The following is a 16,636-nucleotide window of genomic DNA, read 5'->3' as shown; positions in this document are numbered from 1 at the left end:
GTGTGGTGCGCTTCCACAAGACCGGAGGCCCGGAAGTACTGCGGCTGGAGGAGGTGGAGATGCCCTCCCCCGGCGCCGGCGAGGTGCTGGTGGGCATCGAGGCAATCGGTCTCAACCGGTCCGAGGTCAACTTTCGTGCCGGACGCTATTTCGAGCAGCCGAAGGGGTTTCCCTCCGGGCTCGGTTATGAAGCCGCCGGAACGGTACTGGCGGCCGGCCCCGGAGTGAGCGCACACCGGCTCGGCGCCCCTGTCAGCATCCTGCCCACCTTCTCCATGAACGACTACCACGTGTACGGGGAGCAGGCGATCGTTCCCGAGTCCGCCCTGGTCTCGCGGCCCGAGGGACTCGATGCCGAAGGGAGCGCGGCCGTGTGGATGTCGCACCTGACGGCCTACGGCATGCTGGGCGATGTTGCGGAAGTGGGCGGGGATGACACTGTACTGATCACTGCGGCGTCCAGCAGTGTGGGGCTGGCTGCGATCGCCACGGCCCGTCGGCTGGGGGCGCGCCCCGTGGCGGTCACACGATCCAACGCGAAAAGTGCCGCCGTCGAGCGCGCCGGTGCGGAACACGTGGTGGTGCGGGACGAACACAACCTGGTGGAGGAGGTGGCCGAAGTCACCGGCGGCCGAGGGGCACGTGTGATCATCGACCCGGTGGGCGGTCCCGGCACGGCAGACCTCGCAGCGTGCGCGGCGCCGGGCGGAACGGTGTTCGTCTACGGAAGCCTGAGCGGAACCGAAGCCGTCTTTCCCCGTACGGCCCTGGCCAAAGGGCTGTCCTTCCGTGGGTACCTGGTCTTTGAAACGCTCCGCGATCCGCTCCGGTTCGCACGAGCCGAACGATTCATCGTCTCCGGGCTCGCCGACGGCTCGCTCAGGCCCACCGTGGACCGCGCCTTCAAGCTGACCGAGATCGTCTCCGCACACCGTCATCTGGAGTCCAATCAGCAGGTCGGCAAGGTCGTGGTCAGCGTTCGGCAGTGAGCAGCGCCTCCGGAGTGATGGGGAGGCTGCGAAGGCGGGTGCCGGTCGCGTGGAAGATGGCGTTGGCAATGGCGGCGCTGACCCCGACGGCACCCAGCTCGCCGGTTCCCCGCGCCCCGATGGTGCTGGCCTGCTCGTCGAATTCGTCGACGAAGACGACGTCCAGCTCGGGCACATCTGCGTGCACCGGCAGCAGGTAACCGGACAAGTCCTTGGAGACGAATCGGCCCAGCGCGGCATCGGTGACGGACTGTTCGAGCAGTGCCTGCCCGATTCCCCACGCGATACCCCCGGTCATCTGGCTGCGGGCAGTCAGCGGGTTGATGATGCGTCCCGCGCTGTAGGCCGCCACCACGCGACGGACCCGGGGGACGCACAGGTCCTCGTCGACCGCCACCTCGGCGAAGACGGCGCCGAAGGTGTGCAGCGAGAGCGCGTCGTTCTGCGGTGTCCACTCCCCCTCAGCAGCGAGTTCGGGCAGCCCGTGCCGCTGGAGCAGTTCGGTCACCGCGACGGGCTCCGTTGCGGAGTCGGTGAAATGTACATGACCGTCGGTGAGCCGCACTCCGTTCGCGGTCTCCGTCTGCGCGCCGGTGGCCAGCTGCGCCAGTTGCATCAGTGCGTTGCGAGCCGCCGCCCTGACGGCGGAACCGACACTGAGCGTGGTCGAGGAGCCCGCGGTCATTCCCGTCCTGGGCAGTTCCGTATCCCCCAGGCGTACCTGTACCAGCTCCGCCGCGCAGCCCAGGGTCTGAGCCGCGATCTGACCGAGCACGGTGTAAGTGCCGGTGCCGATCTCCTGTGTGCCGGCTTCGACCAGTACGTCTCCCCTCGGCTGAATGCGGATCCTGGCGGCGGCGGGGAAGCGGAACTGGTTCATGGTGGCGCCCGCCATCCCCCAGCCGATGAGTTCGCGCCCTGCGCGCATGGAGCGGGGTGCCATGGGCCGCTTGTCCCAGCCGAACCGGCGTGCGCCTGTGGCGTAGCAGGCCAGCAACTCCTTGGAAGAGAAGGGTTTGCCGCTGGTCGGGTCGGTAAGGGCGTGGTTCCGGCGTCTCAGTTCCAAAGGGTCGATGCGCAACTCGTGTGCCAGCTCGTCCATGGCGGATTCCAGGGCGAACATGCCGGGCCCCTCGTGCGGGGCACGCATGGGGGTGGGCAGAATCGCCGCCACCGGTGCCACCCGGTGCGCGGTGCTGATTGCCGGGCAGGCGTAGGCAGTCCGGCTGCATGTCGCCGCCATCTCGACGTACTCACCGTAGAGCGAGGTGGGGCTGAGGGAGGTATGGCGCAGCGCCGTGAGACTCCCGTCCGCCTTCGCGCCAAGGGTGATCGTCTGCCGCGTTTGCGGCTGATATCCGTGCGACGTAAAGCTCTGTGCGCGGTTCAGCGCCAGCAGTACGGCGCCGCCCAGATGGCGGGCCGCCATGGCGACAATAATCTCATGGGGCCAGGTGTAGCCCTTGCTCCCGAATCCTCCGCCGGTGAAGCGTGAGAGCACGTGAATATCCTCGGGCTCCATGTCCAGAGCGCAGGCGAGGACGGTCTGTACGTTGAAGACGCCCTGCGAGGCGTCGTGCACCGTCAGCTTGCCGTCCGCGTACCGTGCCAGGGTGGCGGCTGGCTCCATCGCGTTGTGGTGCCGGGAGGCCGTGCTGTAGCTGCTCTCGATGATCGTCGTCGCTGCGGCCAGGCCCTCCTGCAGATCGCCGACCTCGGTGTCGGCCGGGCCCCAGCGCGGGAGCGGGGTGGGCGGGTACGCCTCGGGGGCAGCCTCATCGAGTGTCGTGACCGCCGGCTGGACGGTGTAGCGGACCCGCACACGGTGGGCCGCAGCGACGGCCTGCTCCCAGGCCTCGGCGACGACGAGGGCGACCGGCTCGCCCTCGTATTGGATCCGGTCTTCTTGCAGCGGGAGCAGGCCGTGTGGGTACATCCCCGCGGTGACCGGGTGCAGTTTGGGTGCGTTGCGGTGACTCAATACCGCCACGACGCCTGGGAACTTCTCCGCTGCGGTCGTGTGCAGCTCCGTGATCCGGCCGGCGGGGACGGACGCTGTGACGAGCACGGCGTGACGTACGTCCGGGGCAGTGTGGTCGGCCGTATACCGCGCGCTGCCGGTGACTTTGGCGACGGCATCGACGCGAAACCGCGCGTCCGGGGCCGACGGGCCAGGGGAGAGGGGAACGGAGCGTGGTGTCATGCGCGGTCTCCGAGGGACAGGAGGGTGCGGACCACAGCCCGCTGAGCTAGTTCGATCTTGAAAGCGTTGTCGCTAAGCGGTTGGGCTTCGGCGAAGTCGTCCGCAAGTGCCAGGCGGATCGACCGCGACGTCAACTCCGCGCCTACCAGGGCTTTTTCGGTGCGACGCAGCCGCCAGGGTTTGGCGGCCACCCCGCCGAGGGCGAGCGTGGCACGCCGAATGGTGGTGTTCTCGCCACGTCCGACGAGCTCCACGGTGGCGGCGACGGAGACGAGTGCGAACTCGTAGGACGCCCGTTCCCGCACCTTCAGATAGCCCGATCGGCTGTCGGCGGACGGGGCCGGCACACGGATCGAGAGGAGCAGCTCGTCCGCCCCCAGTGCCGTTTCACGGCTGGGGGTACGGCCGGGGAGGAGGTGGAATTCCGTCAACGGCAGGGTGCGCTGTCCATGCGCGTTGCCCAGCGTCACGTGTGCGTCCAGCGCGGCGAGTGCCACGGCCAGGTCCGAGGGATTGGTGGCGCGGCACTCCTGGCTCCAACCGAAGACGGCGAGCGTTCTCCCGTGTCCGTCCTTGGCCGCGCACCCGCTCCCGTGCACACGCTTGTTGCAAGGCAGGAGCGTCTCGGCACGGAAGTAGGGGCAGCGTGTGCGCTGGAGCAGGTTGCCGCCCATGGTGGCCGCGTTGCGAAGCTGCGGGGAGGCCGACAACTCCAAAGCCCGGGCGATGGCCGGGTAGGTGGTGCGGACGGTGGGGTGGGCGAGCACCGCATTCATCCGTGCCAAGGCACCGAGGTGCAATCCTCTGCAGTCGGCGTGAATGCGGGAAAGACCGACCCGGTTGATGTCGATGAGCGTCTGTGGGGCTTCGATGCGCTCCTTCATCAAGTTGATCATGTCGGTGCCACCGGCAATGACCCGGGCACCCGGCAACGTTGCCAATGCCTTCAGGGCCGTGTCGGTGTCCGCAGCCCGGAGATAGCCGAAGTCATCCACGGGCGGGCTCCATGTGTTGCCGGGCTTGCCGTATCGCCGCGAGGATCTGTGGGTAGGCCGCACAGCGGCACAGGTTCCCGCTCATCCATTCGCGGATCTCCTCGTCCGACCCCGCGTGGCCTTCGGAGATGCAGGCAGCCGCGGACATGATCTGACCTGGGGTGCAAAACCCGCACTGGAGACCGTCGTTGTCGATGAAAGCACGCTGGACGGGATGGTCACCCGAGGGGCCACCGAGCCCCTCGATCGTGGTGATCGAGTGTCCCTCCTGCATGACAGCGAGTGTGGAACAGGCGTTGATGCGCAGGCCGTCGACGTGGACGGTGCAGGCGCCGCACTCTCCTCGGTCGCAGGACCTTTTGGTGCCTGTCAGCCCGATGATCTCGCGTAGCGCGTCGAGCAACGTCGTGCCGGGTGCGACGACGATGCGGTGGTCGGTGCCGTTCACCCGCAAGGTCACCCCTACGGGGCTGTGCTCAGCAGTGAAGTGCATTGCAGCATGTCTTTCCTGTGACGACTGTCGGGCCGTTGACAGTAGGGAACGTCCCGGCCCGCGGCATCGGGGTTTTCCCTAAAAGCCGCGGTGACCGGGATGCTGCAGCCACTTCCCGCAGGTCAGGCAGGGACGGGCTGGGTCCTGGCGGTACGGGGCAGGGCCCAGCGGGCGTAGACGAGAGCACCGAACAGGCCGACGACGGCGCCGACGGGCGCGATCCAGGAGAAGCCCGCGGAGGAGAGCAGGGCACCGCCGACGGCCGACCCCACCGAGGTGCCCAGGTACATGAAGCAGCTGTTCCAGGCCAGCACGGAGCCGGAGTTCAGCGGGAAGGTGGCCACCAGGCGCGCCTGGTAGGCGGGCAGGCAGGGGAAGGCCGCGAGGGCGAAGAGTCCCAGCGCCGCGAGCAGGACGACGGTGGGCGCGTGGAAGGCGAGGTCGAGTACCACCTCCAGGACCGACAGGAGGATCAGGCTGGTGACGACGACTCGGCTGGTGCCGTACCGGTCTGCCAGCCGCCCGCCGCTGAGGCTGCCGACGACGGCGCCGACACCGTAGATGAACAGTGCTGTGGCCACGAGGCCCGCCCCGAGACCGGCCACCTGGGACAATCCCGTGCCGACGTAGGTGTAGAAGCTGTAGACAGCGAACGCCCACAGTCCGGTGACGGACACCGCTCGCACCTTCTCCAGCAGCTTGGCCTGCGCCGGAGGCTCCTGGGTGCCGTCCTGCCGGGTGCGCGGAACGACCGCGCCTGCCCCCTTGGGCCACCCGACGACGTTGAGCAGGGCGAGCACGGCAGCCAGCACGCCGAGACCGATGAAGGTCTCGCGCCAGCTGAGCAGAGAGGCGACCGCCGTGCCGGCCGGAGCGCCGATGGACAGCGAGATCAGGAATCCGGCGGTGGCCACGGCCATCCACGAGCCCCTGCGCTCACTGGGTGCCGACTGACCGACGAGTGCCTGCACGGACGGGGTGACGGACGCGGCCGTCACGCCTGCCAGGACGCGGGCGAGCAGCAGCACGGTGAAGGTGGGGGCGATCCCGGTGAGGGCGTTGGCCAGTCCGAACCCGAGGAGTCCGGCGATGAGCACGGTACGCCGTCCCAGCCGGTCGGCGAGTGTGCCGATGCAGGGAGCGCCGATCATGTAGGCGATGGAGAAGACGGTGACCGAACTACCCGCCGTCGCGGTGGAGATGCCGTACTGACGGGCGATGTCGGGAAGCAGCGGCGAGACCACGAAGAGGTCGGTGCCGATAGCCAAGAGGGTGACGAAGGCGATGGCCAGGCTGCCGCGGCTGCCCGTGGGCTGCTGCGTGCCGGCACCAGCGGCCGTCGCACGGGTGGGGACGTCTCGGGTCTTCATGGAAAGTACTCTAGCGAATAATTCGCTGGGGAAGTATACGTTGGCGAACTATCTCGCCAGGAGGCCGGTGCGTAGACTTGACGTCATGGACCGCCACGACGAGATCGATCAGATGCTCGGTCAGTGGTCGTGGGCCTCCTACGACCTGCCGCTGGGACCGATGGCCATCTCCAAGCGCATCCAGCGCATCTCCCGCCGCCTCGAGGAGCTGGCCGCCGACTCACTGGCACCCCTGGGACTGGAGCCAGGAGAGTTCGATGTTCTGGCCACCGTGCTGCGCAGCGGCCCGCCGTACGAGGTGACGCCCACCCGGCTGAGCCGTTCGCTGCTCATCTCCGCGGCAGGGCTCACCAAACGCCTGGCAAGGATGGAAGGCAGGGGGCTCATTCACCGCCGGATGGACCCCGACGACCGGCGCTCCCTGCTGGTGTCCCTGAGCGTGGATGGCCACGCCCTGGCGGAAAAGGGCGTGGCCATCCACGGTGCTGCGACTGCCCGCCTGATGGGCGCGCTGACCCTGGACAAGCAGGAGCAGCTGGCGGGTCTGCTTCGCGAGCTCCTGCTCAGCCAGGAGCCCTCCCCTGCTGAGAAGGCCGAGCGGCCTGCGTGAACCACGGCTCAGGAGAACCGGGTCACCGGGTTCCCGCCAGCACGAAGCCGGTGATCGAGGCGAAGAACCAGCCGCGCTGCTCCGCCTCGGTCAGCGGAGCCCACCAGTCAGCGATCTCCTCGACCGACCACGACAGTGCACCCGAGGCCTGGGCCTGCCCCAGTCGGCCTTCCATCGAACGGCGGAAGAAGGGGAAGGGCATCCGCACCGTATAGGGGGTGAGAGACACCTCGCGCAGTCCGCGCTCGAGGAAACGCCGGCCGAGCGCCCTGCCGTTCCAGCCGTTGCGGTGCCCGTCGCAGAAGCAGTGCACGGCCTCTCGCGTCCGCGTGCGGTCCGGGTGGTCCACCGTCAGTGTGTCGAAGTCGTAGTCGAAGACAGCGATCCTGCCACCAGGGCGGGTGACGCGCATCAACTCGTCGTCAGCGGCGTCCAGGTCGTCGCAGTGCTGACGCACCAGTTTGGCCGTGGTGGCGTCGAAGGAAGCGTCGGCGAAAGTCAACTTGCGCATGTCCTCGATACTGAAGCCGACTGGAAGATCAGGCCCCTGAGCCGAGCGGCGGCGCGCCTCGTCCACCATGGCGGCGCTGACATCCGTGCCCACCACCCGCCCTTCCGGCCCGACGAGCCGCGCCAGCTCGCGTGCGTCATCACCGGTGCCGGAGCCGATCTCCAGCACCTTCTTGCCACTCAAGTCACCAAGCGCGGCCGCCAGGCCGCCACGCATCGCGCGGTATTCCGGCAGTCCGTTCGCCAGGTCCATGAAATCAATGAACCAGGCGGACCGGCGGGACGAATCCACCGTGGTGAACTCGCCGACGTTCTCGCCGGGCCCGGGTGCCTGCGTGGTGGTGGTCATCAGTGCTCTCCTTTTGTCGTCAGTACGCCCAAGGACGCGGAGGGACCGCACGGATGGTCCGTGACAGTCATGAGGGAACAGGACTGGGAAAGGCGAAGTCCTGGTGCGACCGCGCCCCATCCGGCCGCACCCCCAAGTAGGCGAGCACCGCCATCACCCTGCGATGCTCCTCAGGACGCTTTTCGAGGCCGAGCTTGTGGTAGAGGCTCCGCACATGCGCCTCGACGGTCTTCGGGCTCAGGCACAGCAGCCTGCTGACCCCGGCGTTGGAGCGTCCCTCGGCCAGCAGGCTCAACACCTGCATCTCACGGTCGGTGAGTTCACCGGCCGCGAGGTGCGGCCGGGCGACCGGAGCACTGTGCCATACCGGCCACCCGTGCTCGCCGGCGATCCGGGTGAGCGCACGATCGTCGCCCACCACGAGCGGACGTCCCACTGCCCGCAGCATGGGAAGGTCCGTCATGCGACTGGCGTAGGCATGGCAGTCCGCCACCACGAGGCGGCGGTCGGCCGCCGTGACACGGACCGCCTCGGCCTTTCGCCGCCCCGTCATCTCCACCGCCAGCTCTCCCGTGTACTGACCCGACCGGAACTCGGGCCGGGAACACAAAGCCACATCGGCCCCGACGTGCTCCGCGACCGGCTCCAACCAGGCGGGGATGGCCGAGGAGACAAGCACGATCAACGCGCCGGAGGCGGCATGGCTCCGCAGCGCCGAAAGCACTCTCCCGTCGAAGAGTTCACCTTGCTCGCACCGCCACCGGAACCAACGGTGCACGTGCCGGGAGACCGCGGGAGCGGACCACCCGGCGAACCTCCGGCAGCTCAGCTCATCCGCCCCCAGCAGCAGAGTGTGGTCCACGTCGAAGAACGCCGCGGTGCTCCGGGGGCCGACGGAAGACTCAGGCGGCACGTGCACGCATGCGTTCGCTCTCGAGCCGCTTGTCGATCCGCGCATACTCCTGCTCTGCCTGGGCAATGGCCTCACTCACACTGCAGACTGCCGGGAACCCGAAGAGCTTCACGATCGTCTCCAACCGCTCCTCCAGCGAGCCGCCGATGACATGGTGCGGTATCTCCAGGTCCGCGAGTGTCTTCAGCAGCATCTCGTCGCAGGTGGCACGGAAGCGGTCGTTCATGGGCCGGTGTCCGTCGTTGGAGAGGGGAAGCTCGTTCCGGAGGTGCACATAGGCATCGAACGACGCCTTGACGTGCTGCCGGAACGCGTGTCCGAACTGGGCGACGACGTCTTCGAAGAAGCGCATCTCATCGCTCTTCTCCGACTCCGGCACACATTCCAGGTGTTGCGTGGAGCTCGGGTCCATGCCGTACATGCCGCGTGCGGCACCGTAGATCCACTCCTGGAGCGAAGAGCCGTCCGAGATGAAGCCTTCCGGGTGCAACGCCTCTTCCACCGCTCGTCCGACGTGCCGCCGCATGGCCAGTTGCAGGTACTCGGCAGGGGTGCACTGTGCGAGCGTCTTCCCCGGCACGGCGTGCGGCAGGATTTCGCGAATGGTCTTGGCGAGGGTACGGGGGATGCCGGTGTAGTACGACAGCGCCATGACCGTCATGGTCTTTCCGGCGGAGTAGGTTCCTGAGACTGCGAGTTTCATGAGTTCCCCTCGGATGAGTTCAGACCGCCACGGCCGCTGCAGCAGCAGGCAGTTCATGCGCCAGCGAACAACGCAGGGAGATGCCTCCGAGCCCGCCGGCGACCTCCACGTTCCGCCAGGTCGCACCCCGCAACGGCAGCAGATGCTTGCCGGTGAGCCGCATGTGCAGCGGGAGGGAGCCCGAGCCGGTTTCCCCGGCGCTGCCCGCCTCCGGTCTCTCATCGGCATCCGCGCTCAGCACGGTGCGTAGCATCCACAAGGTGTTGCTCTCCGCCCGGCGCACCCCGTCGAGTTCGTACATAAGAATCTGGGCGAGCTGAAGATTGGTGACGAAGCAGTCAATCATCGTCGGGCCGGGATACCGTGCGCCCTCGATCCCCGCCCCGGCGGTCGGAGCGGCCTCGTCGCGGGAGAGGCGCACCGCCGCCGTGGCACTCAGCCGCTCCACATCTGCCCGCACGGCATCAATGTGTTGCGCATCGTGCACGAACCCGGAGCCGTAGTAGCGCCCTTCGGCCGGGCCGAGGACGTCCTCCAGCCTGGCGTGACGGTTCGCGCGGCCCACGGGCCGTCCCGCGAGGTGCTCGATCTCGCAGTGGGCCCGCATCTCGCCGATCCGGCAGGCGTAGACCGACAGACTCGTGCCGGATGCCGCATCGAGCAGCCGAGTCTCCAGCAGCCGGGCATGCGCCGGCAGCCCCGTCAGCTCTTCTTGCGGGGTGGTGCCCGCCGTCAGCTTGACGCGGCGGAGCCGCATCCGCGTCCGCGCCGCCTCATCGAGACCGTAGGCATGAGTTATGTGCGCCTCAGCGAGCTGGGCGGCCAGTACCAGTGTGTCGATGCTGCTGAGGTGGGGCGGGAGGTCGATCTCGTCCTTCTTCTTGGACCAGTCTGCGGGGTAAGCCACGGTAACCAGGGCGCTGATGCCCGCCTGCTCCACGTCGGGCGGTGTGAGGCTCAGGTCAGTGACGGTGTGCTCGGCCCTGCGGTATCCGCTGGAGAAAAACCTTTTCTCCAGCGGGCCCAGGTATTCGGCCGCAGTGCGAAGACACAGCTGGGCGGGGCGGGTCATGCGAGCTGCCCGAGCGTGGTGCGGGCCGCCTCGTAGGCAGCGACGAGCTGGTCCACCGTGCGGGTGTCGGCTATGGACGCGCGTTCATCTGCGAACGGGTCGATGCCGAAGTGTGCGCTGAGCAGAAGGATCAACCGCGTCAGCATGAGCGAATTGAGGCCCAGCGCGACGAGTTCGTCCGACCCTCTGATGGGCCCGGTGTTCTCATCTCCGTCGTCCAGCAGGATTTCCTGTATCTGATGGATGACAACGTCCCGTGTGCCGTTTTCGGTCAGCATGTGATTCCTCCATCGACGATGAGAGTTTGACCGGTGACAAAGGAGGAGCGGTCGGAGGCGAGGAAGAGAACGGCGTCGGCCACCTCCTCGACTGTGGCCAACCGCCCCAGTGGTGTGCGCTTCCTGATGCGGTCGCGGTTGGCATCCGCCACATCGGATGTCAGTTGTGACTCGAAGAAACCGGGCACCACGGAGTTGACCCGAATCTTGAAGGCACCCAGTTCACGGGCCAGGCTCCGGCTGAATCCATCGAGCCCGCTCTTGGCGCCGGCGTACACCGACACTCCGCGGTAGCCGCGGACGGAGTTGACGGATGAAATGTTCACCACCACTCCGCCGCCGGTCCGCGCCATGGACCGGGCGCACGCCTGCGTCAATGTCATCGGTGCCACAAGATTCGCGGCGACCGACTCCTCGATCTGCCGCGGCGGCATGGTGAGCAACAGCCCCTGGTGAAGTACCGCGGCGTTGTTCACCAGAAGGTCCAGTCCCCCGAAGCGCTGCTCAGCGGCAGCGACGAAGCTGCGCAACGAATCCGTATCGAGCAGATCGGCCGACTGCCAGAAAAAGCTCTCCGGTGCGGATTCCGCGGTCTTTTTCACGAAGTCGTTCGCGGAGCGGCTGAAGCACGCCACGCGCCAGCCGTCCGACAGCAACCGCTCGACCACCCGTTGGCCCAGCCCCCGGCTGCCGCCCGTGACCACGGCGGTCCTCGTCTCGGATCGCCCCTCAGCGGCCGGGGTACTCATGCGGTCCTTAGCTTCTTGAACCGCTCGGAGTGCTGCACCGCTTCGGAGACCTCCACGATGGCGGGCACTTTGTACGCCTCCAGACGCTCCCGGCACAGCCTTCGCACCCGACGGGCGACGGCAGTGGGGTCCTCGCCGTGCACGAGCCGGACCGTGGCCTTGACCGCAGCACCGGTCACCGGGCTGGGCAGAGCGGAGACCGTCACATCGGCGATGTTGTCCACCTCCAGGACCACCCCCTCGACCTCGTTCGGGTAGACCTTCTCGCCGCCCACGTTGATGATCTCGGAGCGGCGCCCGAGGATGCGCAGGTAGTCGCCGTCGACTTCCACCATGTCCTGGGTGTTGAAGTAGCCGTCCGCGTCGAAGGGCGCCGGCGCGTTGAGGTATCCGAGCATGGCCATGTCAGAACGGATCCACAGCACGTCGTCCACGATCCGGTAGTCGAACCCCGCGCCTCCCAGCCGCAGCCACAGCGTGTCGTCGCCTTTGGAGCGGGTGGGCAGGATTCCCAGTTCGGACAGGCCGTACGTTTGCTTGAGACGGGCGTGCGGCAGGACGGAAGCCAGCCGGCGCAGCGTCTGGAGCGGCATGGGCTCGGTGCCGTAGGTGACGAGCTCCAGCGAGGCACAGTCGTGCTGTGCGATGGCCCCGGAGATGAGCGCCATGTTCAGGAACGTCGGTGTGGTGGGCAGGATTTCCACACGGTGGGCGGCGATGGTTGCGAACACCGCTTCGGGTGTGCGTTCCGGCACGGTGATGACTGTTCCGCCCTGGCTGAGCGTATGCAGCAGGGTGTTGATGCCGCCGATGTGGTCGAGGGACAGGAAGGACAGAATCCGCCGCGGTTTCGCGGGCGCTCCGTACCGCCCCAGGACCTTCACGAAGTCCAGCACGGATGCCTTGCTGCGCCCCGTGGTCCCAGAGCTGAAGAGCACAAGACCGGGCCGTCCGTCCGACCGCAACCGGCGAAATAGCGGATGCTCGGCGTGAGATCCGGTCTTCTCGACGCTGCGCTTCCCGTTTCTCGCCGCGTGCACTACGGTTTCGACCTCGGCGATTTCGAGGAATTCCCGGCGCTTTTGCTCAGGGATCGGCCCGATGGGCACCACGATGGCATCGAGCTGAATAAGTGCGAGCAGCGCCGCACAAGTATGAGGGGAGTACTCGCCTTCAAGTGCGGCGATGGTCCCGGCGATCACTCCTCTCTCCGCCAGCTCCGCCACCCACTCGTCCATTTCGAGCACGAGCTCGTCGTACGTAAAGGCCCGCCCTTCGAACACCACGGAATCGACATTCCGAAATTCACGCAGCCTCGCGAAAAAGTCCCCCTTCACAGAGCCCTGCTCGGAGGGTCGAGATCCTGGCATGTATTCGCTCCTGTCCGCACGAAACGAAAATCGGTGGCCATGGAGGATCCTGCGGACAGGAGCCGCGCAGCACAATGATTCGCTTGGGCCGAGGAGACGACTCTGCCAACTTGCCGTAGACGCACGGAGGGGGCGCCGGCGCAACATGCGGGTGCACGGGAGGGAAATGCGGCTCCGCCCGGAACGCCCCCGCGCGAAGGACTGTCGAGGTCGCACGGCTTCGGTCCGCTCGCGGGGGAGCTCAGCCTCGTGGGGTCTGGCTCCCTGCCGGGATAGCCTGCTCCCCGGGGCAGGTGCCGTACCCGACCGGACATGGGTCTGCCGCAGCAAGCAGCGTCCGGTTCGCCCGCCCCCGGCTCATCGGCGGCCGGCTGACCGGAGTGGGCGGCCCCCTACTGCTCACCCTCCTCCTCAGCAGCCTGGCGCGGGAGATGGGCCTGGCCAACGACATGCTGCTGTACCTGTCCCTGACCGGTACAGCGCCGCGATCCTCGGCGGGCTGTGGCCGGCGCTTGCCTCGGCCGTCGTCGGCTCACTGCTGCTGAACTGGTTCTTCACACCGCCCGTCCATACGCTGACCGTCGATGCCCCGGAGAACATCGTTGCCATGGCGGTCTTCATCGGTGTAGCGCTCTCGGTCGCCGCCGTGGTAGACCTCGCGGCCCGCCGTACTCAGCAGGCGGCCCGGCTCCGCGCCGAGTCGGACATGCCCTGCGTCACGAGCGCATATCCAGCAGTCCTGTCAAGGAGGCGGAGAAGCTGGAGAACACCGTGATCCCCGTTGACGAGCGCAGGCTTCCGAGCATTGAGAAGATACAAGCAATCGATCATTCCATCGGCCCGCGGCTGCAACCCGTTGCATGGCTCTGGCTTGTGGCGGCTCGCGTATCGGCGAATCACTCGGGGTTTTCCCCGATGACTTCCGCGAAGGTGTATTGCGAATGCGGCGCCAGATGGTTCGACATCAGGGGCGGGATCGTCGGCACGTCGCTCGTTGCGCTCCGTTGAAGCATCACAAGGAGGGAGAGTGGCGCGATGTACCGGCGCCCGAATACCTGTACGCCTTTGCTTCGCGTCTGCCCATCCTCAATCAATCCGGAGGAATGACCTACCCGGGGCTGGTCCGGAAATCGTGGGATCGCGCGATCCAACGGCTCGGGCTGCCCGCGTACACGCCGCACGATCTGCGGCATAAATGAGCGAACGTGACCCTGACGAATGGGGTGTCCTTCACGAGGTGTCCCGATGGCTCGGGTACCGGTCGATCAAGGTCACAGTCGACCGGTACGGTCACCCCGCCACCTGACGGCGGAGAGCACTGCTGTCAGGTGGCGGAGACGGCCTCCGGGGGACTACCTGCCGCTGGCGCCGAGACCACCGGCTACGAACAGATCCCCAACTCCCGCAGCGCCCGGTTCTGGGTCGGGGTGGGGTGGGCCGGGAAGTAGAGGTAGCAGACGCCGCCGGTGCCCGACTTCACTGCGCCGCTCGCGTCCTTGCGCTTGGTGCGGAGCCAGATGTTCTCCCACTGGCGGCGCTTGTAGATGTGGCGGACGGCGACGTTGGAGGGGGAGGCGGGGTCGTTGGCGATGATGTCGCCGGACTGCGTGAAGCCGATGACCGTCATCAGGTGGCCCGACGTGCCGTAGCCCGCGCCGTCCAGTTCCGAGGCGATGAAGGACTGGGAGGTGATGACGGGGATGCCGACGTGGATGAGCTTCTCGATGTCGGTGAGGGAGTGCAGGCGCGTCACCACGCCCTGGAGGTTGTCGTACGTCGCGGCGTAGGCGGCGTTGAAGGGCCAGTTGCCGCAGCCCTCGTACTGGTAGTCGAAGGTGTAGCGGGCGGCGTGGCAGACCTGGGGGTCCGCGTAGTCGGGGTTGACCCACGCCAGGTCTTCGGGGCTGGGGCGCCGGCCCCAGGACTCGATGATCATCTGGGACGAGGTCGGGCTGCACCACGCCTCTCCCCCGTTGTCGTACTCGGGGTACTGGCCCTTGTGGATCTCCTGGGAGTATCGCGGGACGGCCAGTTCCCGGCCACGGGCGATGCCCGGCTTCGAGGCCGGGACCGTGTAGCGGTCGGGGATGTCCGACCCCATGGCGCCCACCCGCCACACCGTGGGCGTGAGGTCCGTACCGGGCTTGCGGTAGAGGGTGACGCGCAGTTCGTACGAGACGATGCGGAGGCCGCTCGCCGGGGAGTCCACGGAGAGGGTGTCGGTGTAGACCGTGCTCTTGTCGTCGGTCTGGTCGTCGACGGACGTACGGCGGATGTCCTGGTCGCCCGCGGCCCAGCGGCCCATGACGTACCACGGGGTGCGGGACTTGTCGGAGTACATGCCGCGCACCTCGACGGCGATCCAGGTGCCGGCGGGGGTGTGCGCGTTCCAGGACGCGATGATCTCGGTGGCGGGGACCCTGAGCTTGTGGGCCGGGGAGGTCCAGGTGGCGTACTCCCACGTCGAGGTCTTGTTCAGGTGCGGGTCGCGGTAGTCGATGGTGCCGATCGGGACCGCGATCTGCACGCCGGGCCGGGCGCCGGGCTCGATGCGGGTGCCCTGCCCCGAGCCCGCGAGCCAGTCGGCCACTCCGGTCCAGCCGTGGTAGTCCACGAGCGGGCCGGCGGCGGGGTGCGCGGCGCCGTGCGGGTCGGGCGTTCCGGAGCGGCCGGCGGCGAAGGCGGGCAGGGGGGTCGCGGCGCCGGCGGCGACGGCGAGGGCGGCGGCCAGCACGGTGCGGCGGGGAGCGTATCTGGTCATGGGCGTCAGGTCCCCCAGTCGGGTGCGGGATGAACGTCACGGCAGTCGTGGCTCAACTATCACCGCACCGTCGCGGTTCGGCCAGCGGTTCGACGCGCGTCGCGCGACGAAATATTGGTGTGGACCAGTGTCGTACGCTGGCGTGATGGAAAGCCCCGCCGATCACGGCCTCGGCACGCTCGCCGCGCGTCTGCGCGCGCTGCCCCCCTCTTGCGGTCCGGTGCGGCTGGTGGCCGTGGACGGGCACGCGGGGTCGGGCAAGAGCACGTTCGCGGCACGGCTGGCGGCGACGCTCGGAGCGGCCGCGGCAGGAGAAGCGGTCGCGGCAGGTGACGGCGGCGCGGCACAAGGACCGGCGGCGGACGGGCACGCCACGGCGCCGGTCCCCGTCATCCACCTCGACGACCTGGCGACGCACGACGAGCTCTTCGGCTGGGACGAGCGACTGCGGGAACAGGTGATCGAGCCGTTCTCCGCCGGGCGGAGCGCGCGGTACGGGGTGTACGACTGGGTGCACCGCCGCTTCGCGCGGGAGCGCACGCCCGCGCCCGCCCCGGTGGTGCTGCTGGAAGGCGTCGGCGCCGGCCGTCGCGCGCTCCGCCCGCACCTGGCGTGCCTGCTGTGGATGGAACTTCCCGACGAGACCGCCTGGTCACGGGGGCGGCGGCGGGACGGGCCGGAGCTCACCGGGTTCTGGGATGGCTGGATTCCGGCGGAGCGCGCGCACTTCGCGGTCGATCCTTCCCGCCCCTACGCCGACCTGTTGGTGACACAGGGACAGGTGGGGTACGAGTGGCGTGCGGGGCCGGTGGACGCGCGTTGACTCCCCCATTCCTTCACGCTCCGTGACGGGCCGGGACCGGTGCGCCGAGGAGGGCCGACAGGCTCCCGCCGAGTGCCTCAACTCGGCTTGACCTGGGGGCCGTACAGGACTTACGTTCTCAATGTGCGGTTCTGACGGACCGCCCACAGACGCGAAGCCCCCGGTTGTTCCCCCGTGATCGGGGGCTTCGTTCTGTCCTCATCCTCCGAATTCCGCGCTTCGCGCCGCTTCTCCCTCACCCTCGGTCACCGGTCCCTTCGCGCCGCCGAGTCCCAGCTTCCCCGCTGCGCCCCTCTTCGGCAGGCGTCCGCAGCGCAGGTACGATGCCAGTTCGTGCCACCCGAGGACACGAACCGACGGGCGCGCGACGGCGTGCAGATCCCGTCCACAGCACGCTGCTTCGATCACGCCGCTGCCGGGTAGCCACCTGGCGGGCACGGGCGCGGGG

Annotated in this window: 16 protein-coding genes and 1 pseudogene; 4 read left to right on the top strand and 13 right to left on the bottom strand. The window is 68.0% G+C overall.

The genetic code is table 11. The features are described from left to right. Positions 1-5 precede the first annotated feature (5 nt). Entirely contained in the window at positions 6-989 is a 984-nt protein-coding gene (locus tag ACZ6WH_RS07635) for a zinc-dependent alcohol dehydrogenase family protein (protein ID WP_469726740.1), read from the top strand. Here the strand turns inward: ACZ6WH_RS07635 and ACZ6WH_RS07630 are convergent. The 4 genes from ACZ6WH_RS07630 to ACZ6WH_RS07615 form a co-directional block, all read right to left on the bottom strand. After that, complete coding sequence (locus ACZ6WH_RS07630) at positions 973-3,192, bottom strand: xanthine dehydrogenase family protein molybdopterin-binding subunit (protein WP_469726738.1); 2,220 nt, start codon at positions 3,190-3,192, stop codon at positions 973-975. The two genes, ACZ6WH_RS07635 and ACZ6WH_RS07630, sit on opposite strands and share 17 nt — an antisense overlap. Further along, on the bottom strand, positions 3,189-4,187 hold the full coding sequence (locus tag ACZ6WH_RS07625; protein WP_469726736.1) for an FAD binding domain-containing protein: 999 nt from the start codon (positions 4,185-4,187) through the stop codon (positions 3,189-3,191). Before ACZ6WH_RS07625 ends, ACZ6WH_RS07630 begins: the two co-directional genes overlap by 4 nt. Further along, on the bottom strand, positions 4,180-4,635 hold the full coding sequence (locus ACZ6WH_RS07620) for a (2Fe-2S)-binding protein (RefSeq protein WP_469726735.1): 456 nt from the start codon (positions 4,633-4,635) through the stop codon (positions 4,180-4,182). Before ACZ6WH_RS07620 ends, ACZ6WH_RS07625 begins: the two co-directional genes overlap by 8 nt. A 167-nt stretch (positions 4,636-4,802) precedes the next feature. After that, entirely contained in the window at positions 4,803-6,050 is a 1,248-nt protein-coding gene (locus tag ACZ6WH_RS07615) for an MFS transporter (RefSeq protein WP_469726734.1), read from the bottom strand. Between the two features lie 67 nt (positions 6,051-6,117). Here ACZ6WH_RS07615 and ACZ6WH_RS07610 point away from each other — a divergent pair, with 67 nt between their 5' ends. Continuing rightward, positions 6,118-6,660, top strand: coding sequence for a MarR family winged helix-turn-helix transcriptional regulator (locus tag ACZ6WH_RS07610; protein ID WP_469726733.1), 543 nt, complete (start codon positions 6,118-6,120; stop codon positions 6,658-6,660). Between the two features lie 22 nt (positions 6,661-6,682). On the opposite strand, the gene ACZ6WH_RS07605 is transcribed toward ACZ6WH_RS07610, so the two are convergent. The 7 genes from ACZ6WH_RS07605 to ACZ6WH_RS07575 all read right to left on the bottom strand — a co-directional run bounded on the left by ACZ6WH_RS07605 (position 6,683) and on the right by ACZ6WH_RS07575 (position 12,604). After that, entirely contained in the window at positions 6,683-7,519 is an 837-nt protein-coding gene (locus ACZ6WH_RS07605; protein WP_469726732.1) for a methyltransferase domain-containing protein, read from the bottom strand. Positions 7,520-7,586: 67 nt separating this feature from the next. Next, entirely contained in the window at positions 7,587-8,477 is an 891-nt protein-coding gene (locus tag ACZ6WH_RS07600; RefSeq protein WP_469726731.1) for a haloacid dehalogenase-like hydrolase, read from the bottom strand. Beyond that, complete coding sequence (locus ACZ6WH_RS07595) at positions 8,422-9,135, bottom strand: AAA family ATPase (RefSeq protein WP_469726730.1); 714 nt, start codon at positions 9,133-9,135, stop codon at positions 8,422-8,424. Before ACZ6WH_RS07595 ends, ACZ6WH_RS07600 begins: the two co-directional genes overlap by 56 nt. A gap of 19 nt (positions 9,136-9,154) precedes the next feature. Next, the gene (locus tag ACZ6WH_RS07590; RefSeq protein ID WP_469726728.1) at positions 9,155-10,207 is read right to left on the bottom strand and encodes an AvrD family protein; all 1,053 of its coding nucleotides are present in this window, start codon (positions 10,205-10,207) and stop codon (positions 9,155-9,157) included. Next, positions 10,204-10,485, bottom strand: coding sequence for a phosphopantetheine-binding protein (locus tag ACZ6WH_RS07585; protein WP_469726726.1), 282 nt, complete (start codon positions 10,483-10,485; stop codon positions 10,204-10,206). The genes ACZ6WH_RS07590 and ACZ6WH_RS07585 overlap by 4 nt, the downstream gene beginning before the upstream one ends. After that, the gene (locus tag ACZ6WH_RS07580; RefSeq protein WP_469726724.1) at positions 10,479-11,234 is read right to left on the bottom strand and encodes an SDR family NAD(P)-dependent oxidoreductase; all 756 of its coding nucleotides are present in this window, start codon (positions 11,232-11,234) and stop codon (positions 10,479-10,481) included. The genes ACZ6WH_RS07585 and ACZ6WH_RS07580 overlap by 7 nt, the downstream gene beginning before the upstream one ends. Further along, the gene (locus ACZ6WH_RS07575) at positions 11,231-12,604 is read right to left on the bottom strand and encodes a class I adenylate-forming enzyme family protein (RefSeq protein ID WP_469726722.1); all 1,374 of its coding nucleotides are present in this window, start codon (positions 12,602-12,604) and stop codon (positions 11,231-11,233) included. The genes ACZ6WH_RS07580 and ACZ6WH_RS07575 overlap by 4 nt, the downstream gene beginning before the upstream one ends. A 344-nt stretch (positions 12,605-12,948) precedes the next feature. Between ACZ6WH_RS07575 and ACZ6WH_RS07570 the strand changes: the two are divergent. Then, positions 12,949-13,313, top strand: a pseudogene (locus ACZ6WH_RS07570) (DUF4118 domain-containing protein); the annotation flags it as partial. 187 nt (positions 13,314-13,500) lie between these two features. On the opposite strand, the gene ACZ6WH_RS07565 reads toward ACZ6WH_RS07570, so the two are convergent. Together ACZ6WH_RS07565 and ACZ6WH_RS07560 are read right to left on the bottom strand one after the other, a co-directional pair. Further along, positions 13,501-13,797: a hypothetical protein gene (locus ACZ6WH_RS07565; protein WP_469726720.1), complete on the bottom strand. Its 297-nt coding sequence runs from the start codon at positions 13,795-13,797 to the stop codon at positions 13,501-13,503. Positions 13,798-13,985: 188 nt separating this feature from the next. Beyond that, a complete protein-coding gene (locus tag ACZ6WH_RS07560; protein ID WP_469726719.1) occupies positions 13,986-15,365 on the bottom strand; it encodes a peptidase C39 family protein in 1,380 nt (459 codons plus the stop codon). A 145-nt stretch (positions 15,366-15,510) separates the two neighbouring features. Here ACZ6WH_RS07560 and ACZ6WH_RS07555 point away from each other — a divergent pair, with 145 nt between their 5' ends. Next, positions 15,511-16,188: a uridine kinase family protein gene (locus ACZ6WH_RS07555; RefSeq protein ID WP_469726718.1), complete on the top strand. Its 678-nt coding sequence runs from the start codon at positions 15,511-15,513 to the stop codon at positions 16,186-16,188. The last annotated feature ends 448 nt before the right edge of the window (positions 16,189-16,636 follow it).

It is taken from the genome of Streptomyces sp. NPDC050806 (assembly GCF_055586425.1).
This window is presented reverse-complemented; position numbering and strand designations above follow the sequence as displayed.